Genomic DNA, 25,543 nt, shown 5'->3' with positions numbered 1-25,543 from the left:
TACGGCGTACAGCTTGACGTACGAAGCACAGTGCGGCTTGGGAGACTCCCGGAAGAATGGTTGTCCCGGACGGGGACGATAAGCACCTCGCCATGGCTGAGGCAGGTGCAGACTTGAGGTTAACACTACCGGATCCAACAAACATTCCCCCTCTCGAAATCCGGCAACCGAACGCCCCTATTCGACGCCGTTGTCGGCGCCGGTTTCGGCGACGCTGGTGGTGAGCGGCAGGACGCACGCCCCTCGGGCGTCGAGATCCAGCCTGTTGGCGGCCCATCCCGCACCCGCGAGATCGGCCACCTTGTCTGCGCTGGCCTCGTCGGCCAGGGCCAGAACCGTGGGTCCGGCGCCGGAGATGACCGCCGGGACGCCGTCGGCGCGCAGCCGCTCGACCAGGGCCGCGCTCTCCGGCATGGCGGGTGCGCGGTACTCCTGGTGGAGCCGGTCCTCGGTGGCGGGCAGCAGCAGTTCGGGGCGCCTGGTCAGGGCTTCCACGAGAAGGGCCGCCCGGCCCGCGTTGGTCGCGGCGTCGACGTGCGGGACGTTGCGCGGGAGCAGTCCGCGCGCCGTCTCCGTGAGCACCGGCTTCCCGGGGACGAAAACCACCGGAACGATGGAATCCGCGGGATCCATCCTGATCGCCCGCGCCGCGCCGCCCTCCATCCAGGAGAGCGTGAAGCCGCCGAGGAGACAGGCCGCGACATTGTCGGGGTGGCCCTCGATCTCCGTGGCCAGTTCGAGCAGCGCGGCGTCGTCGAGCCGGTTGTCGCCGCCTATGGTCACGGCGCGGGCCGCGACGATGCCGGCGCAGATGGCGGCGGAGGAGGAGCCGAGGCCGCGGCCGTGCGGGATGCGGTTGGCGCACACGATCTCAAGACCCCGGGGCTGGCCGCCCAGCAGGTCGAAGGCGGTGCGCAGCGACCGGACGAGCAGATGCCGCTCGTCGCGCGGGAGGGTCTCGCTGCCCTCCCCCGCGATGTCGACGTGCAGGCCGGAGTCGGCCACCCGGACGACCACGTCGTCGTAGAGCCCCAGCGACAGGCCCAGGGCGTCGAAGCCCGGACCGAGGTTGGCGCTGGTGGCGGGGACGCGCACCCGTACGGCGGCGGCGCGGAACGCTGGACCGGCCATCGCTCGATGACTCTCCTTGAGCTGCGAGATTGACGATTGTCGAATGATGTTCGATGGATATCGACGGACATTCGATAGGTACGTGAGACCCTGCGGCCGCTCAAGACGGCGCGGCGCCGCACCCTTGCGGGGCATATGCGGCGGGCGGGTTCACTACAGCCTATCGAAGGAAGGTTCTGTGGCGACATAGGGCGCACAGGAGGCGCACGATGCGTGTCGTAAGCCCCCTGTGCACCCCCTGTCGGGTCCTGTCAGGGTTATCCCCCGGGAACCGGCGTCTACGCGCGGCTCCCAGGTCTTTTCGAACGGCTGGGCGAGAGGATACGCCAGTGACCGAGGGTGCGGTTACGCGAGACCGAGACGCTCGGCCGCCGTCGCCGCGTCGACCGGGACCGTGACGGGCTGCGGGGCACCCGCGACGGCCCAGTCGGGGTCCTTGAGGCCGTTGCCGGTGACCGTGCAGACGATGGTCTGGCCCGGGTCGACCTTGCCGGCCTCGGCGGCCTTCAGCAGACCGGCCACGGAGGCGGCGGAGGCGGGCTCCACGAAGACACCCTCCTGAGCGGCCAACAGCCGGTAGGCGCGCAGGATCTCACGGTCCGTCACCTCGTCGATGAAGCCGCCCGACTCGTCCCGCGCGGCCAGGGCGTACTGCCAGGAGGCGGGGTTGCCGATTCGGATCGCGGTGGCGATCGTCGACGGGTCCTTGACGACCTCGCCGCGCACGATGGGCGCGGAACCGGAGGCCTGGAAGCCCCACATACGGGGGCTCTTGGCCGCGATCCCGTCGCCGGCGTACTCGGTGTAGCCCTTCCAGTACGCCGTGATGTTGCCCGCGTTGCCCACCGGCAGGACGTGGATGTCGGGCGCGTCGCCGAGCATGTCCACGATCTCGAACGCGGCGGTCTTCTGGCCCTCGATGCGCACCGGGTTCACCGAATTGACCAGCGCCACCGGGTAGTTGTCGCTCAGTTCACGCGCGAGGGTGAGGCAGTCGTCGAAGTTGCCGTCGACCTGGAGGATCTTCGCGCCGTGCACCAGGGCCTGGCCCATCTTGCCCAGCGCGATCTTGCCGCGCGGGACGAGCACGGCCGAAACCATGCCCGCGCGGACCGCGTAGGCCGCCGCGGAGGCAGAGGTGTTGCCCGTGGAGGCACAGATGACGGCCTTCGCGCCCTCTTCCTTCGCGCGCGTGATGGCCATGGTCATACCGCGGTCCTTGAAGGACCCGGTCGGGTTGGCGCCCTCCACCTTGAGGTGGACCTCGCAGCCCGTGCGCTCGGAGAGCACCTGCGCGGGGACGAGGGGCGTGCCGCCCTCCCGGAGCGTCACGACCGGCGTGCTGTCGGAGACGGGCAGCCGGTCCCGGTACTCCTCGATGATTCCGCGCCACTGGTGGGTCATTGCTGGTTACTCTCCTTCAACCCGCATGATGCTGGCGACACCCCGCACGGTGTCGAGGTTGCGCAGCGCCTCGACGGTCCCGGTGAGGGAGGCGTCGGAGGCGCGGTGGGTGACGACGACGAGAGAGGCCTCGCCGTCCTTGCCCTGCTGCCGAACCGTATCGATCGACACACCGTGCTCCGCGAACACGGTCGCCACCTGGGCGAGAACTCCCGGTTTGTCGGCGACGTCGAGGCTGATGTGGTAGCGGGTGACGACCTCGCCCATGGGCGAGACCGGCAGGGCGGCGTACGCGGACTCGCCGGGCCCGGTGGCACCGGCGAGGCGGTTGCGGCACACGGCCACGAGGTCGCCGAGCACGGCGGAGGCGGTGGGGGCACCGCCCGCGCCGGGACCGTAGAACATCAGCTGACCGGCGGCGTCCGACTCGACGAACACGGCGTTGTAGGCACCGCGCACGGAGGCGAGCGGGTGGGTCAGCGGGATCATCGCGGGGTGCACGCGCGCGGTGACGGAGCCGCCGTCCGCCGCCCGCTCGCAGATGGCGAGCAGCTTGATGGTGCAGCCCATGTTCTTGGCGGAGGCGAAGTCGGCCGCCGTCACCTCGGTCATGCCCTCGCGGTACACGTCGTCGAGGCGCACCCGGGAGTGGAAGGCGATACCGGCGAGGATCGCGGCCTTGGCGGCGGCGTCGAAGCCCTCGACGTCGGCGGTCGGGTCCGCCTCCGCGTATCCCAGGGCGGTGGCCTCGTCGAGGGCCTCCTGGTAACCGGCGCCCGTGGTGTCCATCTTGTCGAGGATGAAGTTGGTCGTGCCGTTGACGATGCCCATCACCCGGTTGATCTTGTCGCCGGCGAGGGACTCGCGCAGCGGCCGGATCAGCGGGATGGCACCGGCAACGGCGGCCTCGTAGTAGAGGTCCTTGCAGGCCTGGTTCGCGGCGGCGTGCAGCGCGGCGCCGTCCTGGGCGAGGAGGGCCTTGTTGGCGGAGACCACGGAGGCGCCGTGCTCGAACGCGGTGGTGATGAGGGCGCGGGCGGGCTCGATCCCGCCGATGACCTCGACCACGACGTCGATGTCCCCCCGTTTGACCAGGGCGGTCGCGTCAGTGGTGACGAGCGCCGGGTCGATGCCCGCGCGTACCCGCGAGGGGCGCCGGACCGCCACGCCCGCCAGCTCGACCGGGGCGCCGATGCGTGCGGCGAGGTCGTCGGCGTGCGTCGTCATGATGCGCGCCACCTCTGAGCCGACGACCCCACAGCCCAGCAGCGCCACCTTCAGCGGACGCGTACGCATCATCCGACCTCGTTTCTCCACATACCGACATACCGAATACTCGCTACCGAATACGGTGGGACCAGTCTCACTCACCGGACGGGAGTTTCTGTCCATCGTCCGGATCGTGAGACATCTATTTCATTTTCTCAGGGCCGGAAGACGGAGATCTTTCGGCCCGCGCTTGATTTCCGCGGGTATCACGCGACGCGGATGACCCGACACGGATCACCTGACGCGGATCACCTGACGCGGATCACCCGACATCGAGCCGGAGAAGATCCTCCTCCGTCTCCCGGCGGACGATGACACGCGCCTGTCCATCATTGACGGCGACGACCGGCGGGCGCAGCACGTGGTTGTAATTGCTGGCCATGGAGCGGCAGTACGCGCCGGTGGCCGGTACGGCGATCAGGTCACCCGGTGCCAGGTCCGCCGGCAGGAACGCGTCCTTGACGACGATGTCCCCGCTCTCGCAGTGCTTGCCCACGACCCGCGCGAGCATCGGCTCGGCGTCGGAGGTCCGGGACACCAGCGCCACGCTGTACTCGGCGTCGTACAGCGCGGTCCGGATGTTGTCGGACATGCCCCCGTCGACGGAGACGTACGTCCGCAGCCCGTCCAGCGGCTTGATGGTGCCGACCTCGTAGAGCGTGAAGGCGGTGGGCCCGACGATGGCGCGGCCCGGCTCGACGGAGATCCGGGGGGCGCGCAGCCTGGCGGCGTCGCACTCACGGTTGACGATCTCGGTCAGCGCCTTGGCGATCTCGTGCGGGTCACGGGGGTCGTCGTCGCTGGTGTACGCGATGCCGAGGCCGCCGCCGAGGTCGATCTCGGGCAGTTCGATCCCGTGCTCGTCGCGGATGTCCTTGAGCAGCCCGACGACGCGGTGGGCGGCGACCTCGAACCCCGAGGTGTCGAAGATCTGCGACCCGATGTGGCTGTGGATCCCGATCAGGTCGAGCCCGTCGAGCTTGAGCGCCCGGCGCACGGCCTCGGCGGCCTGCCCGCCGGCCAGCGGGATGCCGAACTTCTGGTCCTCGTGGGCGGTGGCGATGAACTCGTGCGTGTGGGCCTCGACGCCGACGGTGACGCGGATCTGCACCTTCTGCCGCCGGCCGAGCGACTGGGCGAGGTGCGCGACCCGCACGATCTCCTGGAAGGAGTCGAGCACGATCCGGCCCACACCCGCCTCGACGGCCCGGCGGATCTCCTCCTCGGACTTGTTGTTGCCGTGGAAGGCGATGCGGTCGGCGGGCATCCCGGCGGAGAGGGCGGTGGCCAGTTCGCCGCCGGAGCAGACGTCGAGGTTGAGGCCCTCCTCGTGCAGCCAGCGCACGATGGCCCGGGACAGGAACGCCTTCCCCGCGTAGAACACGTCGGCCTCCTGCCCGAACGCCGTGCGCCAGGCGCGCGCGCGGGCGCGGAAGTCGGCCTCGTCGACGAAGTACGCCGGCGTGCCGAACTCCTCCGCGAGCGCCTTCACATCGATCCCGCCGACAGTGACGACTCCGTCGTCCGTACGGGTGACGGTCTGCGCCCACACCTTCGGGTCGAGCGTGTTCAGGTCGGCGGGCGGGGCGGCGTAGTGCCCCTCGGGAAACACGTCGGCGTGACGGGGCCCGGCGGGGTGTGCGGAACGGCTCATGTCTGTACGGCTTTCTGTGTGCGCTCTGGGCGGTGACGCGCGGGGGCTTGGGGCTGGCTCGGGCGCTGGGCACGGGCTTGAGGCTTGAGCTTCAGGCTTGGGCTTCAGGCTTGGGCTTGGGCTTCGCGGGCTGGCTCAGAGGTATACGGGTGCGTCGATGCCGAGCAGGGACAGGCCGCCGGCCAGCACCGTCCCGGCGGCTTCGGCAAGCGCCAGCCGGGCCCGGTGGGCGGCCGAGGGTTTCTCGTCGCCGCGCGGCAGCACCGTGTGCTGGAAGGCGAGCAGGCCGTCGGCGACGACGACCAAGTGCCGGGCGAGCCGGTCGGGAGCGCGGTGGGTGGCCGCGCGGGCGAGAACGGAGGGGTATTCCGTGAGGGCGGTGACGAGGGGGGTGGTCACGTCGGGGGTGGGGATGGGCGTGAGGGGTGTGGACGGGGAGGGGGAGGTGCACAGGTCACTCAGGTCGCCCAGGTCACCCGGGGTGCCGGTGAAGCCGAGAGCCGCGGCGTTGCGGGTGAGCGCACGGGCTCGGGCATGGGCGTAACGGACCCGGAAGAGGGGGTTGGCGGCGCGCTGCACGAGCAGATCCGCGGTGATCCGGGGCCGGTCGTGGGCGGCCGGATGCAACAGGGCCCAGCGGAGGGCGTCGGGACCGAGGGGGGTGGGGTCTTCCGGGGCGGGGACGGGCCGGAACGGTACGGCCTCGCCGGGTTCGAGGGAGTTGCCGAGTCGACCGGGGGTGTCGAACTGACCGGAGGTATCGGGTTCCCGGGCGCTGATGTGATCGACCTCGACACGGCCGCCCTGGCTGGCGACGATCCGTACGAGCGCGTCGGCGAGTACCTCGGCACGGATGTCGTACGGGATCCACAACCGCACGACCTGCCCGGCGAGGGTGTCGCTGTGACCGTACGGAAGGGGGGAGGGGTCTCGGCCGTCCCCGGTGCCCCCGGTGCCCTCGGCTCCTCGGATACGGCTCACGAGGTCGGTGACGGCGGCCCGGTCGAGGTGGATGTTGAGGAACCCCGGGCCGGTGATCTCGACGGCGGCGACGCCTTCGGTACGGCTGAGGTGCGGGCGCAGTATCTCGGCGACCTGCAGCGGGGGCCGTCCGGCGGACCGGGCCAACTGCAACGCGATGTTCGTCGCGTAGTCCCCGCTCCCCCCGGGCCCCGGCGGAGTCACCACGGCCCGTACGGGCACCGCCACCCTCAGCTCCCCCTCATCCACAGCACGACGCACCGCGCGCAGCACGGTACGGGAGAGCTCGACGGGGGTCACGGGGACAAGCGTATGGGAGGAGGGGGGTGGATATGCGAGCCGGTTTGCCTGGGGGTCCGGGATGTGGACGGGGTGGGGGCAAGGGAGAGGGTGGCGGAGGACGGGGCCTGAGCCCCCGAAGCCCTTGAACCTCCCCAAGCCCTTGCAGCCCTTGCAGCCCTTGCAACCGCCGGCCGCCCCGAGGGAGGCCTCCACGCCCCCGACGGCTCCGATGCCTCCGCAACCTCGGCGATCTCCTCGACCTTGGCGGTCAGCTTCCGGTTCGGCCGGCGCTCTCGGCGCGGTCGGTGTGCTCGCTGCCGCTGCCGGTCCCACCGGCGGTGGTGCCCGTATGGGGAGGACCGTCGGCTCCGACCCCTCCGACCCCGTTCCCCCAGGGCACGAACTCGCCGCCCCCACCGTGCCCGCGCTCCACCAACTGCCTTACGAGGGCGACGAGTTCGGTCGGCTCGAAGGGCTTGGCGAGGAACGCGTCGACGCCGACGTCGAGGCCGGCATCGACCTCGTACTGCGAACAGGCGCTGACGATGGCGAGGGGAAGACGTCGGGTCCGGGGGTCGCCGCGGAGTTGGGCGGCGGTACGGAGACCGTCGAGACGAGGCATCACGACATCGAGGGTGATGAGGTCGGGCCGCACCCGGTGGACGACGTCCAGGCACTCGGCACCATCGGCCGCGGTCACCACCTCGAAGCCCTCCAGCTCGAGGTTGACCCTGATCAGCTGCCGGATGACCTTGTTGTCGTCTACAACAAGCACCCGGCCGGACGCGCCTGGCACAACTCGAGAGTAGGTCCGCGCCCACCACCGCGTCCGGGTTTTCCCCACTTCCACCCCCTGCGGGCGGTGTCCCCCAGCTCAACCCCGCCCTCCCACCCCCCAAAACCCGTTCATGATCTCCCCCGGAGAGCTGGTAGGGTTCTACCCGTCGCCGCCGAACAAGGCGCCCGACACGCCCCCGTAGCTCAGGGGATAGAGCAACGGCCTCCGGAGCCGTGTGCGCAGGTTCGAATCCTGCCGGGGGCACTCGCCAGTCAGACAGCAGAAATCATGCTCTGACCAGTGCGGATGCCGACATGAGAGAGCGGGAGTCAGTCTCACTGACTCCCGCTCTTTCTCACTGTCTCTCAGTGTTCGCGACACACCCCCGACACACTCACACGGCCGTGTCGCCGTCCTCTTCCAGCGCCTTTGTGATCTTCGCGTTGGCCGCTTCCTCGTGACCGTCGATGCAGCCGTGGTAGCGGCGGTGGATCACCTCTGGTGAGTTGCCGACCCGCCGGGCAACCTCAGCGATCGGCACCCCCGCGTTGAGCCACCGAGTGATGCACGCGTGCCGCAGGTCGTACGGCCGTCCGGCCAGCGGTGAGGCGACGCGCCCAGGTGGCAGTGCGTACTCCCGCGCTTCCTCCCACACCCGCCAATAGGTGGATGAACCGACCACTCCCCCACGCTCGTTGCCGAACACCCGCCCCTCCTTCGCGGTGCCGAACGTGTCCAGGTGCGCCCGCAGGATCGTCACCAGGACGGGCGGGATGGGCACCGGTCGGTCGCTCTTGGCCTCCCGTGCCTTCAGGCCCCGGCGGTCGTGGCGCTCCCCCGAGTCGGTCCACTGCTTTCCGGAGACGGGGCGCGTCTCCCGGAGTGTCAGCGTGCCCCAACCCGTCTCGGGCAAGTCGCAGTCCGACCGTCGCAGTCCCACCGCCTCAGCGGGCCGGAGCCCCGCGTAGTACAGGACCGCGTAGAAGGCCACCAGGCGCCTCCCACGGCAACGATCCCACGAACCGACGTAGGAAACTCCCGCGAGCAACTGACGGGCCTGTAGGGCGTTCACGAGAACGCGCCGGTCCACCACGTCGTGGGAGCCGACGTACTTCCGGCGGGCGCGCTGAAGCGGGTTGTCCGGGAGCTCTCCCGCGACCACGGCGTGTTCGAGGACGGTGTTCAGGGCCCGGCGGCGCCGCCTGTACGTGTCGCCTGCTGCCAGGGTGCCATCGAGCTTGTACGCGAGTCGGTACAGCACGTCCTCGAACACTGCGGCGTCCGCCACGTCGGAGACCGGACGGTCCGCAGTCGTGAGCCAGTCATGTGCGGCTTTGAGGTCAGCCGGCACGTCCGCCCCCGCGTTCGCGGGCACGATTCCCCACCGAAACGCCAACCGCAGTTGCTCATCCGTGGGAACGCCGTCCTCACGTTTGACCATCGCGAGGCTCACAGCCGCAAGGCCGTCCGCCATGCCCTCGCGGCTCTTGGCCGCGCTCGTACGCCACCTCCCGGCGACGTACTTCCGGCAGAACTCGAACCACCGCAACGGCGCCTTCACCTCTGCCGTCTCGGCCACTTCCGCCGCTGCGCGAACCTCTGATTCAGGCAGACCCGAGTCGATCTCGAACGCCTCACCGCGCCTGTTCATGGCTTGCCACAGCTCAGACCGGCGACTCTCCGCGAGCGCAGACGTGGTGAACGTGTCGCCATGCACCCGTCCGGCAACCACCCACCGCAGGCGATACGGACGAGACTTGCGCCCAGTCTTCGACACCTTCCACAGCTTGATGTCGAAGGAGTAGCCCGGCCGGGCCGACCCGCGAGGGCGCCCGGCCGAGGTGTCGTTCACAGTGTTCACGCAGCGTCCTCCCGCTCCGAGAGCCACCGCTCGTACTCCGACCGACGGATACGTACGTCGCCGTTCGGGAGTTTGATCGAACGGGGCCCCTTCCCGAGTTGGCGCCACCGGTAGAAGGTCGAAGGGGCGACCTTCAGATCTGTGATGACCTGCTGAACAGTCATCTTCTCGTCCACCACACGGACGCTCATGCCGCCGTCCTTTCAGGGTCGATCCGGCGGGATCGGGTCGATCGATCGGTTTCGTGAACGCCGTGAACAGCCGCGTGAACACCCGGCCGTTCGGGCTGGTAGGGGGTCGACTGGTAGGCGTGCGCGAGTCGGACCAGCAGGCGCCACACGGCGGGCGTGAACGGCGCCGTGAACACCCCGTGAGCGGCCGTGAACACGGGGACGTCCGCGTGAACAGTCGGGCGGTCGACGGGCGGCGAGCCTCGATCGACGGGCGTCGAACCGGGGTTGACGCCCGTCGATTCCGCACGCCCGTCCGACCGTGCGGGTGCGGATTCCGCACGTGCGGACGGGCCGTGCGGGTGTGCGGATCGGGTGTGCGGATCGGTCACCACTCCGCCCGCAGTGTCCGCGCCCACGTGCCGTCGGGGCCCGCCGGCGGGGTGGCCCCGACCGCGTAGGCGCCGCCGTCGAGACGGACGATGAGCGGGGAGGGTTGACGGGCGTCGAAGCGCATCAGGTCGAAGCAGAACCGGCGGCGGTGGTAGTCGGGCAGAGCCTGCCGGTAGAGCCAGTCACGGCCCGGCGTCGACGGGGCGTCGACCTGCGTGGCGACGGGCGTCACAGGGGGCGTGACAGCCGTGACGGCGAACTCCCGGACCATGGCCGCACCCAGCCGCATCAGCGTCTCGACGGGCACCAGGGCGGCGCCCTGCCGGATCGCTCGGGACACGAGCAGGGGCGTCCTGCGGAAGGTTGCCGGGTCGATGTGGTGGTGGCGGTAGGCGTCCGACAGGTACAGCGCAACGGCCGCCTCCCCGGCGGTCATCGGCCGGGCGCGGGCGCCCTCGTACCAGAAGGACAGGGCGAGCCGGTAGGCGAACCGGCGGCAGTATGCCACCTCGAAGAACTCCGCGCCGTCCAGTTCCTCGAAGGTCCCGAGCACGTTCGCGATCCCGGCGGGGCCCAGCGTGCGCACGGCACCGTGAAGCACGCCATACAGGGTGTCGGTGTCGGGTACAGGGACGGCGAGTTCGTCCGCGCCCGTCTCGAACAGAGCGGCGGCCATCTCGCCCACGGACAGTTCCAGCCCAGCGACGGGGACGGCGGGGAAGTCCTCGCCGTCCTGGCGCCGGTCCCTCTCCCGCAGAGAGGAGACCGGAGCCGGGGCGGGGGCCACTCGCGCGAAGAGCGCGTCAAAGGCGGGGTGGCTCACGCGGGGAGCCCTTCGCTCATGCTGAGGTAGCTGGTCAGCATCTCCAGCCGCGCCTCCAGCTCGCTGACGCGGTCCCGCAGCGACTGCGAAGGCAACGGCGCCTTGGCCGGGCGGGGGCGGTTGAAGCCCAGCTCATCGGGGGTGGCGCGGTAGACCGCGCACAGCAGCACCCGGTACGTCTCACCGGGCCGGGTCACGTCGTGCTCCCAGCGCGAGAGCTGCACCTTCAACGACGACTCCGACGCGATCTGCCAACCCCAGTTCTCCGCGAGCAGCGTCAGCGCCCGCACGACCTTTTCCTGAGACCAGCCACGCGCCACCCGCACACGCCCCATCGGCGTGTTCGCCGACTGCAACGCGTACGGCTGCTGCGGGCCCTGCCCCGGCTGAACCGGAGCTTCAACCGTCGCGGTCATTTCAGGCATCATGGAGACACCCCTTCGAGGGTCAGGGAGCGGCGGCTACTTGGCGGTGGAAGCCGCTCCTTGCTTTTCCTGGTGTGACCAGGGCTTTTAGCGGAGTTGCACCCCGTTCGGTGCGCCTCGCCTACTAACTAGCTTGCACTAGTCTGCTGTGGTGCACAACCCCTGTTGGGTGGTGTGCACTAGTTCGCTGTGGTGGGTACGCTCGGAGCATGACTGTCACAGGAGGGCCCAAGCCCAAGGCGGTGCAGGTCGCGGACGCACTCCGCGAGGACGTCAAGCGGATGAAACCCGGTGACAAGCTCCCCTCACAGCGGGAGCTGATCGACCGCTTCGGGTACGCGAGCCAGACCATTCAGAACGGGTTGGCCATACTCCGGTCCGAGGGGCTCATCGCGTCTGCCGGGAACCTCGGAAATTTCGTTGGCGACGGGACCGTTTCGCAGAACGATGTGCGCGGCGAGATCAATGAAATCCGCTCCCTGATTCAGGCGTTGGCTGAACGGGTGGAGGCACTCGAAAAGCGCCTCACCCCGAGTGGTGCGTGATCTGCAACCAGCATGCGAGGAACGGAACGTGTGCCGTAAGTGACATCGAGGGGGCGAGCGCATGAGGTGGGGACATGTCCTGTGTCACCTCGGAGTCCCCTTCCCTGTCCCCAGGGGCAAGGCGCGAGACTCAGCAGGTAAGCACTCGGAGGAGGACATATGAGCGACGGCAGGCCCGCATGGGCGCGACGTATCGCAGCCGAGCGGGCCGCGCGCGAGTGGTCCCAGCGAGACGCGGTGCGTGCTCTTCGGGGGCACTCCAAGGATGAGCTACCCGCAGATGACAGCCTGATTCGGCAGTGGAAGCGGTGGGAGGCCGGGCAGATCCCCAACGAGTTCTATCGACCTCTCATCGCGGCAGTCTTTGGCACGGTGACGCACGCGCTCTTCCCCGCGCCGGCGCGCCGGGACGGGGATAAGGAAATCCTGGCGGCGAGTGGTATGGAGACGCTGGAAATCGTGAGTCGCCTCAACCGGTCCGACGTGGATACGGCGACGCTCGATGCCTTGCGGTTCACCACGGATCGGCTCTGCTCGGAGTACCCGTTCATGCCGAGCGAGCAACTCCTCATTGAAGGACGCCAGTGGCTCCGCCGCGTTGTGGAACTCCACTCGAAAAGCCTCACGCTCACGCAGCACCGCGAAGTACTCGCCTTGTCCGGTTGGCTCGCCCTTCTTGTGGGGTGCGTGGAGTACGACATCGGTGACCGGCACGCGGCCGAGTCAACCCGCCGTGCCGCACTGTCGCTCGCGACTGAGGCGGACCACGCGGAAGTCGCCGGATGGGCACACGAGATGCGGGCCTGGTTCGCGCTCACCACGGGGGACTATCGCGGGGTTATCGCGGCGGCGCAGGCTGGAACCGCGGTGGCCACACATCATGGCGTCGCCGTACAGCTTGCCGCGCAGGAAGCGAAGGCGTGGGCCCGACTCGGGGACCGGCGGCAGGTTGAGGTGGCGCTCGATCGGGGGCGCAACCTACTCGAAGGGATGCCGCACCCCGAGAACCTCGACAACCACTTTGTGGTCGACCCCTCGAAGTTCGATTTCTACGCGATGGACTGCTATCGCCTGGCGGGAGAGGACAAGTTGGCACGGACGCTCGCTGAGGAAGTCCTCCGGGCAGGCACGGACTTTGACGGCACGGAGCGCTCGCCCATGCGCAACGCCGAAGCGCGCGTCACGCTTGGCGTGACGGCCGCGCGGGAGGGCGACCTCGAAGGGGCTCTCATCATGGGGGAGCGCGCCCTCGTAGGTGATCGCCAGTCGGTCCCGTCGCTCATCATGACCAGCCGTGAACTGGCGGCGGAGATGCGTCTCCGGTACGCATCCGAACCGGCCGCTCAGGAGTACCTCGCGCAACTGCGCACGCTTGGGCAGACGGCGCCTGGCTTCCTGCCTCAGTAAGGACCGCCCTGTCGGGCGGACGACTCTCAGGCGCCTACTCCCGCTCGGGAGCTCCCGCCGGACGGCGACCGCGCCGGTTCGCCCCTTCCCAGGTATCCGCAACATCCGCAACGCCGCAACATCCCAGGTCAGAGGGGGTGATCGTGTTGCGGGTAGCTTCCGTGTTGCGGATACCTGGCGACACAGACCGCTCTTAGTAGGGGGGTTTCCTCCCCCTTCCCAGGGATCCGCCACGTCCGCCACGCCGCAACATCCCAGGTCAGATGGGGTGATCCCGTGGCGGATCGCTTCCGTGTGGCGGATCGCCCCCACGTAAAGCAAGACCGGAACGGCCCGTGCCGGGTGCCCCTTCAGGCGCCTGCCCGCTCAGCAGCTCCCGGCGGGACGGCGGGTGCGTCCGGGCCCGTTGGACTTGTCGTCTCCCTTGTCGCGTGGCTTGTCGCCTCGCTTGTCGTCTCGCTTGTCGCTTGTCTTGTCTTGTCGCTTGTCGCCTCCCAGGTCAAAGGCGGTTTTGCGGCCCACGAGCAGCCAAAGGAGCCACCTCGGGGCGGGGGCGGTCTCTTCGGCTGTCTCCGCCCCGAACTTGCGGGTGGCCTTCCAAGGGGGAGGCTCGGGAGCGCCGACCGTCAGGAGGTGTCAGGGGCACCGGGGAGCGCCCGCCGGCCGAACCGCCCCCGCCTGAAAAGCCGGGAGATTCGAGCGGGCCGGACGGGGCCCGACGGCGTTGCCCCGGACAACCTCCCCCTTGGAAGGCTCGTGTCCGGTCTTGCTTTACGTGGGGGCGATCCGCCACACGGAAGCGATCCGCCACGGGATCACCCCATCTGACCTGGGATGTTGCGGCGTGGCGGACGTGGCGGATCCCTAGGAAGGGGGAGGAGACGCCCCCTACTAAGAGCGTTGTGTGTCGGCAGGTATCCGCAACATGGGAGCCATCCGCAACACGATCACCCCATCTGACCTGGGATGTTGCGGCGTTGCGGATGTTGCGGATACCTGGGAAGGGGCGAACCGGCGCGGTCGCCGTCCGGCGGGAGCTCCCGAGCGGGAGTAGGCGCCTGAGAGTCGTCCGCCCGACAGGGCGGTCCTTACTGCCCTTACCGCGGGGGCAGTCGCCCCCAGCGCGCGACACACCTCCGACACACTCTGTGTCGTGGCGCGCCCCCTGCCGGGTTCCGCCGCAGGTCAGAGGGCATACAGAGGCATGATCAGACAATCACTCCGGAGCCGTGTGCGCAGGTTCGAATCCTGCCGGGGGCACCGGAAATTTAGGCCCTGACCAGCGGAAACGCCGGTCAGGGCCTTTCTTGTGCATGCCAAAACGCACACGGCTACTTGGCGATGACCACTCCGTTCAGGAAGGCTTCGACCTGCGGCTTTACGGCACCGCACGGATGGAATCCCAGATGTCCGATCCCGCAGAGTGCTCCGCGCGGGACATACGCGGGACGGCGAACCACACGATGCAGCCGCAGCAGAAAAGCACCTGCCGCGACCAGTGTGTTTTCCGATGAGGACGGCTCCAAATGAGACGGAGGAACACTCCGTTTCACTTTCGCGGGCCAGCACGCGACACGAATGTGAGAGCCCGTCGCCGCAGCCACCGCTTACGCACTGCATGACACAGACCGCCGGGGAAGCCCGCGAGCCACCGGCCCCCGCGGAGACGACCGGTGGTCTGGTTCAGCGACGCTTCTTGCCCCTGCTGTGACCGCCGCCCTCACGTCGCGTGGTCGACTGCGTTTGGCGTACCTGCGCCAGGTACGCCTTCTCGCACTCCTCGTACGCCAACGCAGCCGACCCGGCGATCTCCTCGTCCGGGTGGTCCGAGAGCAGTTGAAGGGCATGCGATGCGGTGGCGGGGTCGGCACGGGCGAGATCCGACACCAGCGTGGGTGCACCGCCCGGCCAACCGGTGGCCATCTGTTCCAAGCCCTCGTACAGGGCGCCGAGTTCCGGGGTGGGGCGGCCACCGTCCGTTCCTTCCGGCGGCACCTCCTCGTCCTCCGGGACTTCGTCGAGGGCGAAGGAGGCGCGCAAGGCCGGGACCGCGAGGGCGTGCAGCCGGTCCAGCCTCCACAGCAGCCGGGACGAGAGGGGCACGGCCTCTTCCTCGACCGCCTCCCCCACCGCCCGCAGGACCTCGGCGGCCCAGGCACCGAGTACTGGGTCACCGAGGTGACCGGCGAGCAGCCCGGGCGGGGAGTCCGGCAGGGTCAACGCCACCAGCCTGCGGTGGCCCGGCAGGTCCGTGGACGGCGCAGGGGCCGCCAGTGCCGCCAGCAGCGACGGCCAGCGCGCCTCGGGCCCCTCACCACCCCCGACCCACTGGCTCAGCACCCGGTGGGCGGCGGGATCGTCCCACTGCCGCGCGGCGGGGACCAGCCGTGCGGCATCCATCGCGACCACCGCTTCCATGGTGGGGAAGCGATCCGCCACACTCGAGGGCGTCCACCCGTGCCCCTCGCTGTCACCCGCGGCGGCCCCGTCTGTCTCCCGCGTCGGCTCACCGGCTCGGGGTGGCCAGCCCCCGCCGTACGCCAGCAGCAGCGCCTCTCGAAGTACGACAGCAGCCAGCGGGGTCAGCCCGTACGCGTCGCCACGCCGCCACACCGCACCGGCCGCGGCCAGCAGATCCAGGCGGCCGACCAGCCGCTGAGCCTCCGGCGCCAGCTCGATGGCGTCCTGTTCGTCCAACTGGCCCATCTGCAGCAGTCGTTCGAGCTCCGGCAGTGACGGCAGCCGGTACGTCTCCGCCGTGCACCCGGACTCCTCCAGCTCCGTGGAGTCCTGAGGGCCACGCACCGGCGCGGCGAGCGACGCCTCCGGGGGCACCACCCAGTCGGCTGCCACAGCCGCATCCCGCGCCACCGACCGGGTCTCGCCCGCCGCGCAGTGGAGTGCCATCAGATCGCCCAGGGTCTCGCCCTCGAAGCCGCCCCCGAGGTCCGGATCGTCGTCCAGCCGTGCGCACAGTTCCACCAGGGCGCGCACCGCGAGAGCCGCGAGTTCACCCACGTTCCGCTCACGCCATGCTTCCAGGGACGGCCCGTGCCGCGGCCTGCCCTCCGGATCCAGGACGAGAAAGCCGGTCGTGAGCGCGCTGTCGACCCCGGCCGTGTCGACGTCCGAGGGCGGGGACGCGGCGAGCTGCGCGGCGGGCGCGAGCAACCCGCTGCCGCACAGCGCGGCCACAAGGCAGTCCCGGTCCGCGGGCAGCGGGTGCGGCGGCGCGAACGGCTCTTCCCCTCGCAGCATGTCGTACTGCTCAACCACCTCGCCCACCGCGGTGAACAACGCCATGTCGTCCGGACGCGGACCGGGAGCGGGAAGCGCCGCCGACGGCAGTTCGGCCGGCCCCAACGACCAGCGGCGTCCCACGCGCAGCCCGGCTTTCGTGACGGCCTCGGTCCACTCGTCGACTCCATCGGCATCCATCAGACGCGCCACCTGTTCGGAGCCGAGCAGGTCCAGCACCCATGGCGCCTCGTCCGACTTTGTCAGATACAGGGCAAGGCGCTGCCCCAGCGCCATCGCGGCCACAGCCTGCCGCTCCATCGCCAGTCCGCGCCGGTATGGGCCGAGCGCCCACGCCGCCGGGACCGCGGCCAGTGAGCCCGCGTCGGGCTCCGCGGCATCCGTCGCGTCCGGAAGGGACAGCAGCCTGACACGCTCCGCGTACGGCAACCGCCCAAGTTCCTCCAACTCTCCCCGCACCGCCCGCGCGTCCCGCACGTCGACACTGCGCGACCGCAACAGGCCGCCCCAGAAGCGCGGGAGCGTCAACTCGCGTGGGTCACACATCACCCGCAGGTGTTCCTCGGCGCACTCGTCGATTGCCTCGCGCAGCCGCGCGTGCCGCTTGGCGTTGAGCCGTCCGTCCGCTCTGGTGCGGTCCGCCAGCGCGCGCAGCACCGCGAGTGCCGCGCCCTCCTCGCCCGGTGTGACGGACAGGAACTGCGGAAGCGCCTCGAGCAGCACGGCCCGTACCAGGTCGGGAGTGGCCTCGGGCAGCCCGTCGCGTACCTTGGCGCCGCTCAGGGCGAGCAGATGCAGGACCGCGTCCGCGGCCACTGGATCAAGACGTCCGCCACGCTCCGTACCCCAGGAAAGAAGAGCGTGGGTGGCCAGACCGGATTCCGCTTCGCGTGTCACCCGAACACCGTACAGAGCCGCTCCCGGGGGGTGAAGCCACTTCTGTCCGTCGCATGCGGCTCACAGAATGTCAGCAGAAGGAACACTCCGATGCCTTGCAGGCCCACTGCTGTTCACCGAGCAGGACAGCACAGAAGCCGACGCATCCGCCCGGCGATCCGCCAAGCCGACGGCCCGTCCTCGACCTGCTCGAGCGGGAACGTACGGGAACTCCACAGTCCGCTCTGGGCGGCCGTGTTCCGGCATGCCGCGTCGCGACAGCCCGCGGACTCAAGCCCAGGACGCCCGTTCTCCACGATGACGGTGGCTTCGACAAACCGGCATCGATCACGGGCAGCCCAATAGTAAGGTCGACCTGTACCATTTTTGTTCAGGTAGGCCCAAACGGAATTGGGGAAGCTGTGACTGGACAGAGCGACAAGCCGGGGCGGCTGCTGGACCGCGATCACGAGTGGGCCCTCCTGAACGACTTTCTCTCCGATCCAGCCACCGAGCTGCGGCTGGCCATCGTCTCGGGGCGCCGGAGAAACGGGAAGTCGTTCCTGCTGGAGGCACTGACAGAAGCGGTGGGCGGGCTGTACCTGACCGCCGTACAGGAGGAAGGCCGGGTGCCCGCGCTGCACCGGTTCACCGAGATGATCGCCGCGCACGCGGGTGTGCGGCCCGGGGCGATGCGGCTGGACGACTGGCGGGATGTGCTGACCGCCGCGCTGGAGGTGGTGAACCGGGCCTCGGGGGCGCCTCTGATCGTCATCGACGAGCTGCCGTACCTGCTGCAGCACTCCCCGGAGATCCCCGGGTTCCTGCAACTGCTGTACGACCAGTCGCAGTCAGGCAAGGCACCAGGCGGCCGGATCGTGCTGTGCGGCTCGGCGATGAGCGTGATGTCCGAGCTGCTGTCCGGGACCAAGCCGCTACGCGGCCGAGCGGTTCTGGACCTGCGCCTGCCGGCCTTCGACTACCGCACCGCCCGCACCCACTGGGGGATCGCGGACCCGGCGGTGGCACTGCAGGTCGACTCCGTGCTGGGCGGCGCCCCCGGCTATCGACCGCTGGCCGCCGGGCAACCCCCGCAGAGGGAGGCGGAGTTCGCCCCCTGGGTGGAACGCACCCTGCTGGACCCGGGACGGGCCCTGTACTCCCGGGTGGAGGCGGAGTTCCTGCTGCGCGAGGACCCGCGGATCACCCACCGCACGCTGTACTACGACGTACTGTCCGCGGTCGCCCGGGGCGCCTCGACCCCGGCGAAGGTCGGCTCGATGTTGGAACGGTCCCGCTCCGCCATGGTCGCCCCGCTGGAGGTGCTCGAGTCCACCGGCTACGTCCGCAAGGAGCAGGACCTGCTCAAGGCGCGACACCCGGCCATCAGCGTCGCGGACCCGGTGATCCGCTTCAACCAGCTGATCACCCTGCCCATGGTGGACCTGGTCGAACGGCGGCGCGGTGCCCAGGTGTGGCAGTCGTCCCGACCGACGTACCACTCGAAGATCCTCGGCCCGCATTTCGAGGAGACCGCGCGCGAATGGGCCCGCTCCTTCGCCATCGACGAGACGGGGCTGTCGCTCGGCGCGGTGGGCACGGCGGAGATCGCCGACCCGACCGCCCGGACCAGGCACGAGGTCGACCTGCTCGCCATGGCTCCCGGCGAACGCCCTCAAAACCCGCGAGCCGCCATCGCCCTGATCGGTGAGGCCAAGGCCACCGTCCAACCCCGAGGACTCAAGGACCTCGAGCGCCTCGAGCACATCCGAACCCTGCTCGCCGAACAGGGACACCGACCCCATGCCGCGTCCCTCGCCCTGTTCTCCCTGCACGGTTTCCACCCCGATGTCATCGACGCCGCCGGACGCCGCCGCGATGTCCTCCTGGTCGACATCGCCGCGCTGTACGGCGACGGGCCCATCCAGGGCCTGACATGACTGAGCCAGGGTCGCGTCACTGACGCGGGCGCCATGGGCCCAGTCCTGGTGGCCGACAGAGGCGGGATCGGCGCCGGCTGGCACACGAAAGCGCGATCACCGTCTCAAATGGGGTATTTCATTGCCGCGGGACATGCACGGGACGACGAGGCTGACTTCTCATCAGATACCCCGCCGACCTGCTAAAACGTCTGGGAACTGTCCGGCCTCCGGAGCCGTGTGCGCAGGTTCGAATCCTGCCGGGGGCACCTTGGATTAGGTGCCCGGGACCCCGTCATCAGCGGATGCCGAGGACGGGGTCTTTGTGTGTGGTCTGGCTCTGTGGGTGTCAGGGGGAGTTGCGGCGGGATGGTGGGGTGAAGAGGTAGAGGTCGAGGATGGGGGGCATGGGGGTGGTGCCGGGGCCGCCGGAGAGGATCCAGGTGGCTATGTCCTCGGTGGCTTCGGGGTCGTTTACCAGGCCTAGCCAGACGGGGCGGGCGCCGGTGGCTCGGGCTGCGGAGGAGGGGTGGACAACCACGACGTTGGCCTGGTCGCAGGCGTCCAGGCAGGTGGAGATTCGGGTGGGGACCAGGGATTGGAGGCGGGTGGTCTGGGCCTCGTGGTCCACGCCGGGAAGTTTGGGGGTGCCGCAGCAGCAGTCTCGGCAGAGGGTTACCCGGGATGGGGTGGGGGGTGTCATCCAGGGCCTCGTGGGGTCGTGAAGTGGGGGCTGAAGTAGGCAACTTCTGCGGGGAGTTTACTCGCACCCGCCGCCCCAACCCGTCCCGTCCCATCCACCAAGGGCTCTGCCCTTCGGCCCCTGGGCCCCCGCGCTGCGTCGTGGCTTGTCGCGCAGTCCCCCGCGGCCCTGAAGAGCGTGCGGTTCTGCCGTTTCTTCTACGTCTCCTCAAGGCCGAGCCGGTGTTACTCCGTGCCTGTCAGGCGGACCGCCGCGTCGTGGACCAGGCGGGCGTGGAGTTCGAACATGGCGAGCAGGTCGATCGCGTCGCCGTGGACCTCGCGCTGGATGAACAGGCCGTCGGCGCCGGCCACCGCGTAGGTGGTGAGGACGGCCACGGACGCGTCGTCCAGGTCCGGGAAGAGTTCCCTGACGACATCCGTGATCCTTCGGCTCGCGATGTCGCGGACCTGGAGGAAGACCGTACGGCCACGAGGTTCCGTGGGGCGGCGTTCCAGGGCGAGCATCAGGCCGAGGCGGAGGAAGTCGGGGGCGTCGACAAGCGACTTGGCCACGCCGACCGCCATGAGCGTGGCGCGCTCCAGCGGGGTGCCCGCGTCGGCGCCCGGCAGCTCGACGGCCTGGAGCCAGCTCTCGAAGCTGCGCTCGATCACCGCGGCGATCAGGTCGTCCTTGTCCTTGAAGTGCCAGTAGATCGAGCTGGCGGGCAGTCCGCACTTGGCGCTGACCGCCGCGATGGACGTGCCCTCGTATCCGCGCTCGCCCGCGATCTCCACGGTGGCGTCGAGGATGCGCTGACGCGACTCCACGCCGTTCGCGCGCTTCTTGCGCGCCGTCTGCGCCCCGGTCGTCGGCTGTGCCCCGGTCATCGGCTGCGGCCTGGTCATGGGCTGCGCCCCGCCCTTCCTGTCGTGTGCCGAGTGTCCGAGCGTGTTCGCACTCGGCCGGCTCTCCGTAGCGAGTGTTCCAATTATAGTGACCGTTACGTCAAGGGTGGGGCAAGGGCTGTTCGGTCCAGATGGTCTTGCCGTCGGGGGTGTAGCGGGTGCCCCAGCGTTCGGTGAGCTGGGCCACCAGGAACAGGCCCCGGCCGCCCTCGTCCTCGGTGCGGGCGCGGCGCGGCCGGGGTGAGGTGCCGCTGCCGTCGTAGACCTCGCAGATGAGGGCGCGGTCGCGGAGCAGGCGGAGCTGGAGCGGGCCGGTGGCGTGGCGGATGGCGTTGGTGACGAGTTCGCTGGCCACCAGTTCGGTGGTGAAGGCCAGTTCGTCCAGGCCCCAGGCGGCCAGTTGTGCGGTGACGGCCACGCGGGCGCGGGAGACGACCGCCGGGTCGCTGGGCAGGTTCCACTGGGCGACCCGCTCCGGGCCCAGGGTGTGCGTACGGGCGACGAGCAGCGCCACGTCGTCGCCCGGCCGGGCCGGGAGCAGGGCGTCGAGGACCGCCTCGCAGGTGTCCTCGGGGGCGCGGTCGGGGTGGGCCAGGACCTTGCGCAGCGCGTCCAGGCCGGTGTCGATGTCACGGTGCCGGTCCTCGACCAGGCCGTCGGTGTAGAGGACCAGCTGGCTGCCCTCGGCCAGGTCGAGTTCGGCGGTCTCGAAGGGCATGCCGCCGAGGCCCAGCGGCGGTCCCGACGGCAGGTCGACGAACTCGACCGTGCCGTCCGGGGCGACGACCGCGGGCAGCGGGTGCCCGGCGCGGGCGAGGGCGCAGCGTCGGGTCACCGGGTCGTAGACGGCGTACAGGCAGGTCGCGCCGACGATGCCGGTGTCCTGGTGGGTGTTCTCCACCGCCCAGCCCTCGCCCCGGTCGAGACGGCCGACCAGGTCGTCGAGGTGGGTGAGCAGTTCGTCCGGGGGCAGGTCGAGGGCGCAGAAGTTGTGGACGGCGGTGCGCAGCCGGCCCATGGTCGCGGCGGCGTGCAGGCCGTGGCCGACCACGTCCCCGACGACCAGGGCGACGCGGGCGCCGGAGAGCGGGATGACGTCGAACCAGTCGCCTCCGACGCCCGCCTGCGCGGGGAGGTAGCGGTAGGCGACCTCGACCGCGCTCTGCTCGGAACGGCCGCGCGGCAGCAGGCTGCGTTGCAGGGCGAGGGCGGTGTTGTGCTCACGGGTGTAGCGGCGGGCGTTGTCGATGCAGATCGCGGCGCGGCCGACGAGTTCCTGGGCGAGGGAGAGGTCGTCGTCCTCGAAGGGGGCGGGCTGCTCGGAGCGGTAGAAGCTGACGACGCCGAGGGTCGCGCCGCGCGCCCGCAGCGGCACGGTGATCAGGGAGTGGATGCCGGCCGCGAGGGCGCGTTCCAGCCGGGCCGGGTCCTGGGCGAGCCAGCCGCCCGCCTCCGCGAGCACCGGTTCGAGCACCGACCGTCCCGTCTCCCAGCTGCGCGCCTGCGGGGTGGTGGGCACGTATCGGACAGGGTCCCCGACCTCGTACAGGTGCGACTCCTCGTGTACGGCGCCCAGCGCGACCCGACGCAGGCGCATGCCGGGGCCGAGGGGTTCGGGTTCGTCGCCGAGGAGGACGGAGACGGGGAGGTCCACGGCCGCGAAGTCGGCGAACCGGGGGACGGCCACCTCCGTGAGTTCCTCGGCGGTACGGGTGACGTCCAGGGTGGTGCCGATCCGGACCCCGGCGTCGTGCAGCAGCTCCAGCCGCCGGCGGGCGAGCACGGCGAGCCGGCCGACCCCGGGTTCGCCGATGAGGAGGAGCCAGGCGTCGGAGGGGGAGTCGGGGGCCGCGGGGGCTTCGTACGGCGTGGGCTCGTACGGAGTCGGTTCGTGTGGGGTGGTGGGTACGAGGGTGCGGAGGACGACGGTCGGTGGTGGGGCGGTGTCGATGGTGGGACTCGGGGTGGTGCCTGAGGTGGCGGGTGGAGGGGTCAGTCGCGTGTGGTGCAGGTGGGGGCCGCCGAGGATGCGGGCCTCGACGACGACGCCGGTCTCACCGGACTCGCTCATGATCGGGCGGCGCAGGAGGGTGGCCGCTCGGCCGCCGGAGAGGGTGACCTCGTCGAGGGTGCGGTGCGGGGAGGCGATGAGTTCCTCGGCCTTCTCGCGGAGGACGGCGAGGTCGACGCGGCCGAGGGTCTCGCCGTACCGGCCGTCGTCGCCCCGCGCCCACGGCGGCTCGTCGGGCTGGCGCGGCCAGGTGCCGGGGCCGGCCGCGGTGCGGGCGGCGCGGTGGTACGCGGCGAGGAGCGCCCGCTCGCGTTCGGTGGCCTGTTCGAGGAGGCCGGCCTCGATGTCGTGGGCGGCCTCCCTGACCAGCCGGAGCATGGTGGGGTCGCCGTCGTCGCGCAGACAGGTCAGGTCGAGGACGGCCTCCACCCGGCCGCTGAGCGGGTTGCGGACGGGGGCGCCGGCGCAGGCGAAGGGCGAGAGGCAGTCGGCGAAGTGTTCGCGGCCGAGGACGTAGACCGGCTGGCGTTCGGCGAGGGCGGTGCCGACGCCGTTGGTGCCGGCGGCGGCCTCGGAGGCGCAGAAACCGGGGGCGAAGTTGACCTCGTCGAGGCGGGTGCGGAGCTGTCGGTCGCCGCCGTGCCGCTGGACCATGCGGGCCTGTCCGTCGCAGAGCACGACGGTCATACTGACGTTCGAAAGGGAGGTGGCGAGCCGCGCGAGCACCGGGTCGGCGGCGCGCAGGAAGGGGTCCTCCATGGCCAGGTCGGGCGCGTAGGGGATCAGCAGCCGGTGGGGTTCGAGTCCGGCGGAACGGCAGCGCTTCCAGGAGTCGAGCACCGGGTCCCGGACGGCCGAGTCGACCCGGGCACCGGCGAGGAAACGCTCATGGGCATCGACGAGACCGCCGATGTCGTCCCAGGAGACGGACAACGGGATCACTTCCTCACCTGTGGGCGGCCCCGCCGCACACCGCCACCCGATGCGCTCCCGGGGCCGCCTGCCAGGCGCTACAACCCTAGACCTTGGGTGACGCGCATCACAACAGCGCGAGGGGGCGGGGTGGGTGCGGGGCGGGCGGGGGGTGACATGTGTCTCACGCGGGGCGGCGGGGGCGGACCGGGTGTCGGTGGCGGAGCCGCTGCTCGGACGCGGTGTCGTCGTTCTGTCGGTGGCAGGAGTTCGGGTGGCGCATACCGGGGAGTCATTTGGGGTGGGAACGGTCCTGGGGTTCCCTTCGTTCTTGACTTGCCCTGCCTCCGTCGGTGCGGTCCCCCGCCGTACCGACGCGACGCGGAAGGACGACGTGCCCTTTGTTCCCGCTCCCGCTCGACGTGCCGCCCCCCTCGCGGCCCACCCCGTCCCCGGTCACCGACCCGCTCCCCCTGATACCCAGCCCGGCCCGCCCCGCGGACCTCACCCGAGGCCCGCGCCAGGGCACGGACACGGCCACAGCCACAGCCACAGCCACAGCCACAGCCACAGCCACAGATACGGCCACGGCTTGGGCCCCGGCCGCAACCCCCGTCCCGGATCCGGTCCCGAGACCGCTCGCCGAGGCGATCGGGGTCGACTACGTCCCCTCCCCCGCCGCTGTCCGTGATCCCGCGCCCTGCCTCCGGGCAGGGGATGCACGGGCGGCCCGGTTCCCGGCCTTTCTGCCCGCCCGGGTGCGGGCGCTGCTTCCCGCGCGGTCGGCCGTCAACGCGCGGCGGCTGCGGTTCGCGCTCACCTTGCTGCCGTTGGCGCTGCTCGGGGTGTGGGCGGCGGTCGACTGGCGGACGGTCCACGACGGGGCGGTACGGCTGGCGTCGGCCGACCCCTGGTGGCTGCTGGCCGGTGCCTTCTTCACGGCCCTGTGCTCGGTGGCGTCCGCGTGCATACGGCAGGGCGCGGTGCCGGAGCGGCTGCCGCCGGGGCAGTTGCTGGCGACGCAGTTCGCCGCCGGGGCCGCCGGGCACGCGCTGCCGGGCAACATCGGCGCCCACGCCGTCGTCCTGCGCTTCCTGCGCCGCCGGGGCATCCCCCTCTCCCGCGCCACCTCCTCGCTCGCCCTGTACTCGGCGGTCAAACCGGTGGCCAAGACGCTGGTCATCGTCGTCTTCGTGCTCGCCTTCCCGGGCACGCTCCGGCTGACCGAACTGCTCCCGGAGGGCGAGACCCTCGCCCTGGCCGGCGCGATCACCGGGGTCAGCCTCGCCGCCGTGGTCACGCTGGTCACGACCGTACGGCCGTTGCGGCGGCCCCTGATCGGAGGGCTGCGTTCCGCCCTCACCGACACCCGGCTCGTGCACAGCCGTCCCGTGCGGGCGCTGTCGCTGTGGGGCGGGGCCGCGGCCTTCCCGCTGTGCCAGGGGGCCGTGCTCGCCTCGGTCGGCTCCTCGCTCGGGCTGTCGGTGTCATGGGTCCAGATGATCTTCGTGTATCTCGTCGCCAGTACGGCCGCCGGTGCGGTGCCCGCGCCGGGCGGTCTCGGGCCGATGGACGCGGCGCTCGTCTTCACCCTCGTCGCCTTCGGCGCGCCGGCGACCCTCGCCACCACCACCGTCATCGGCTATCGCGTGCTCACCGTCTGGCTCCCGCTCCTCCCCGGCACGCTCGTCCTCTCGGCGCTGGTGCGCGCGAAGGTGCTCTGAGCGGCCCTCTCCCCCTCTCTGTCCCCCTCCCCGGGCCCGGTGCCGACATGGCTGTGAGTCCTCGGGTGCAGCAAGCAGTTGAAGCGGGAACCATCTCTGGTACAGGAGGCATCCGGCGGGGCTGGGCGGG

Annotated in this window: 18 protein-coding genes and 1 tRNA gene; 5 read left to right on the top strand and 14 right to left on the bottom strand. The window is 70.5% G+C overall.

Annotated elements, in window-relative coordinates:
- Positions 1 to 177: 177 nt before the first annotated feature.
- The 6 genes from thrB to F9278_RS33760 all read right to left on the bottom strand — a co-directional run bounded on the left by thrB (position 178) and on the right by F9278_RS33760 (position 7,496).
- Positions 178 to 1,131 carry a homoserine kinase gene (gene thrB / locus F9278_RS33785; protein WP_152171683.1) on the bottom strand — a complete coding sequence of 318 codons (954 nt, stop codon included), beginning with the start codon at positions 1,129 to 1,131 and terminating at the stop codon, positions 178 to 180.
- 345 nt (positions 1,132 to 1,476) lie between these two features.
- On the bottom strand, positions 1,477 to 2,535 hold the full coding sequence (gene thrC, locus F9278_RS33780; RefSeq protein ID WP_152171682.1) for a threonine synthase: 1,059 nt from the start codon (positions 2,533 to 2,535) through the stop codon (positions 1,477 to 1,479).
- A gap of 6 nt (positions 2,536 to 2,541) precedes the next feature.
- Complete coding sequence (locus F9278_RS33775) at positions 2,542 to 3,834, bottom strand: homoserine dehydrogenase (protein ID WP_193241750.1); 1,293 nt, start codon at positions 3,832 to 3,834, stop codon at positions 2,542 to 2,544.
- Between the two features lie 232 nt (positions 3,835 to 4,066).
- Positions 4,067 to 5,458, bottom strand: coding sequence for a diaminopimelate decarboxylase (gene lysA / locus F9278_RS33770; RefSeq protein ID WP_152171681.1), 1,392 nt, complete (start codon positions 5,456 to 5,458; stop codon positions 4,067 to 4,069).
- Between the two features lie 135 nt (positions 5,459 to 5,593).
- Entirely contained in the window at positions 5,594 to 6,739 is a 1,146-nt protein-coding gene (gene nrtL / locus F9278_RS33765; protein ID WP_152171680.1) for an ArgS-related anticodon-binding protein NrtL, read from the bottom strand.
- Between the two features lie 250 nt (positions 6,740 to 6,989).
- Positions 6,990 to 7,496, bottom strand: a complete 507-nt coding sequence (locus tag F9278_RS33760) for a response regulator (protein ID WP_226967073.1) — start codon at positions 7,494 to 7,496, stop codon at positions 6,990 to 6,992.
- Positions 7,497 to 7,691: 195 nt separating this feature from the next.
- Between F9278_RS33760 and F9278_RS33755 the strand changes: the two genes are divergently transcribed.
- Positions 7,692 to 7,763: transfer RNA gene (locus F9278_RS33755), tRNA-Arg, on the top strand.
- 130 nt (positions 7,764 to 7,893) lie between these two features.
- Here the strand turns inward: F9278_RS33755 and F9278_RS33750 are convergent.
- The 4 genes from F9278_RS33750 to F9278_RS33735 all read right to left on the bottom strand — a co-directional run bounded on the left by F9278_RS33750 (position 7,894) and on the right by F9278_RS33735 (position 11,162).
- The gene (locus F9278_RS33750; RefSeq protein WP_404818966.1) at positions 7,894 to 9,351 is read right to left on the bottom strand and encodes a tyrosine-type recombinase/integrase; all 1,458 of its coding nucleotides are present in this window, start codon (positions 9,349 to 9,351) and stop codon (positions 7,894 to 7,896) included.
- A gap of 5 nt (positions 9,352 to 9,356) precedes the next feature.
- Complete coding sequence (locus F9278_RS33745; RefSeq protein WP_152171678.1) at positions 9,357 to 9,551, bottom strand: helix-turn-helix transcriptional regulator; 195 nt, start codon at positions 9,549 to 9,551, stop codon at positions 9,357 to 9,359.
- Positions 9,552 to 9,918: 367 nt separating this feature from the next.
- The gene (locus F9278_RS33740) at positions 9,919 to 10,746 is read right to left on the bottom strand and encodes a hypothetical protein (RefSeq protein WP_226967072.1); all 828 of its coding nucleotides are present in this window, start codon (positions 10,744 to 10,746) and stop codon (positions 9,919 to 9,921) included.
- Entirely contained in the window at positions 10,743 to 11,162 is a 420-nt protein-coding gene (locus F9278_RS33735) for an XRE family transcriptional regulator (RefSeq protein ID WP_152171677.1), read from the bottom strand. Before F9278_RS33735 ends, F9278_RS33740 begins: the two co-directional genes overlap by 4 nt.
- A 218-nt stretch (positions 11,163 to 11,380) precedes the next feature.
- Here F9278_RS33735 and F9278_RS33730 point away from each other — a divergent pair, with 218 nt between their 5' ends.
- Entirely contained in the window at positions 11,381 to 11,716 is a 336-nt protein-coding gene (locus F9278_RS33730; RefSeq protein WP_226967071.1) for a GntR family transcriptional regulator, read from the top strand.
- Between the two features lie 159 nt (positions 11,717 to 11,875).
- Positions 11,876 to 13,123 carry an XRE family transcriptional regulator gene (locus F9278_RS33725; protein ID WP_152171676.1) on the top strand — a complete coding sequence of 416 codons (1,248 nt, stop codon included), beginning with the start codon at positions 11,876 to 11,878 and terminating at the stop codon, positions 13,121 to 13,123.
- Between the two features lie 1,683 nt (positions 13,124 to 14,806).
- Here F9278_RS33725 and F9278_RS33720 read toward each other — a convergent pair.
- Positions 14,807 to 17,278: a hypothetical protein gene (locus F9278_RS33720; protein WP_152171675.1), complete on the bottom strand. Its 2,472-nt coding sequence runs from the start codon at positions 17,276 to 17,278 to the stop codon at positions 14,807 to 14,809.
- A gap of 401 nt (positions 17,279 to 17,679) precedes the next feature.
- Here F9278_RS33720 and F9278_RS33715 point away from each other — a divergent pair, with 401 nt between their 5' ends.
- Complete coding sequence (locus F9278_RS33715; protein ID WP_152171674.1) at positions 17,680 to 19,197, top strand: AAA family ATPase; 1,518 nt, start codon at positions 17,680 to 17,682, stop codon at positions 19,195 to 19,197.
- Between the two features lie 328 nt (positions 19,198 to 19,525).
- On the opposite strand, the gene F9278_RS33710 is transcribed toward F9278_RS33715, so the two are convergent.
- From F9278_RS33710 to F9278_RS33700, 3 genes are all read right to left on the bottom strand, one after another.
- Positions 19,526 to 19,879, bottom strand: a complete 354-nt coding sequence (locus F9278_RS33710; RefSeq protein ID WP_152171673.1) for a hypothetical protein — start codon at positions 19,877 to 19,879, stop codon at positions 19,526 to 19,528.
- A 224-nt stretch (positions 19,880 to 20,103) separates the two neighbouring features.
- Positions 20,104 to 20,766: a TetR/AcrR family transcriptional regulator gene (locus F9278_RS33705; protein WP_226967070.1), complete on the bottom strand. Its 663-nt coding sequence runs from the start codon at positions 20,764 to 20,766 to the stop codon at positions 20,104 to 20,106.
- A gap of 100 nt (positions 20,767 to 20,866) precedes the next feature.
- The gene (locus tag F9278_RS33700) at positions 20,867 to 23,719 is read right to left on the bottom strand and encodes a SpoIIE family protein phosphatase (protein WP_152171672.1); all 2,853 of its coding nucleotides are present in this window, start codon (positions 23,717 to 23,719) and stop codon (positions 20,867 to 20,869) included.
- Between the two features lie 728 nt (positions 23,720 to 24,447).
- Between F9278_RS33700 and F9278_RS33695 the strand changes: the two genes are divergently transcribed.
- The gene (locus F9278_RS33695) at positions 24,448 to 25,413 is read left to right on the top strand and encodes a lysylphosphatidylglycerol synthase transmembrane domain-containing protein (protein ID WP_226967069.1); all 966 of its coding nucleotides are present in this window, start codon (positions 24,448 to 24,450) and stop codon (positions 25,411 to 25,413) included.
- The last annotated feature ends 130 nt before the right edge of the window (positions 25,414 to 25,543 follow it).

Origin of the sequence: Streptomyces phaeolivaceus (assembly GCF_009184865.1) — a bacterium.
GTDB lineage: Bacteria > Actinomycetota > Actinomycetes > Streptomycetales > Streptomycetaceae > Streptomyces > Streptomyces phaeolivaceus.
The sequence above is the reverse complement of the archived record's forward strand: the minus strand, read 5'-3'. Positions and strand labels throughout refer to the sequence as shown.

Coding starts and splice junctions, on each gene's coding strand:
- F9278_RS33775 (WP_193241750.1), bottom strand. CDS start 3,834: ATGATGCGTACGCGTCCGCTGAAGGTGGCGCTGCTGGGCTGTGGGGTC.
- F9278_RS33745 (WP_152171678.1), bottom strand. CDS start 9,551: ATGAGCGTCCGTGTGGTGGACGAGAAGATGACTGTTCAGCAGGTCATC.
- F9278_RS33730 (WP_226967071.1), top strand. CDS start 11,381: ATGACTGTCACAGGAGGGCCCAAGCCCAAGGCGGTGCAGGTCGCGGAC.
- F9278_RS33710 (WP_152171673.1), bottom strand. CDS start 19,879: ATGACACCCCCCACCCCATCCCGGGTAACCCTCTGCCGAGACTGCTGC.
- lysA (WP_152171681.1), bottom strand. CDS start 5,458: ATGAGCCGTTCCGCACACCCCGCCGGGCCCCGTCACGCCGACGTGTTT.
- F9278_RS33735 (WP_152171677.1), bottom strand. CDS start 11,162: ATGACCGCGACGGTTGAAGCTCCGGTTCAGCCGGGGCAGGGCCCGCAG.
- F9278_RS33705 (WP_226967070.1), bottom strand. CDS start 20,766: ATGACCAGGCCGCAGCCGATGACCGGGGCACAGCCGACGACCGGGGCG.
- thrC (WP_152171682.1), bottom strand. CDS start 2,535: ATGACCCACCAGTGGCGCGGAATCATCGAGGAGTACCGGGACCGGCTG.
- thrB (WP_152171683.1), bottom strand. CDS start 1,131: ATGGCCGGTCCAGCGTTCCGCGCCGCCGCCGTACGGGTGCGCGTCCCC.
- F9278_RS33725 (WP_152171676.1), top strand. CDS start 11,876: ATGAGCGACGGCAGGCCCGCATGGGCGCGACGTATCGCAGCCGAGCGG.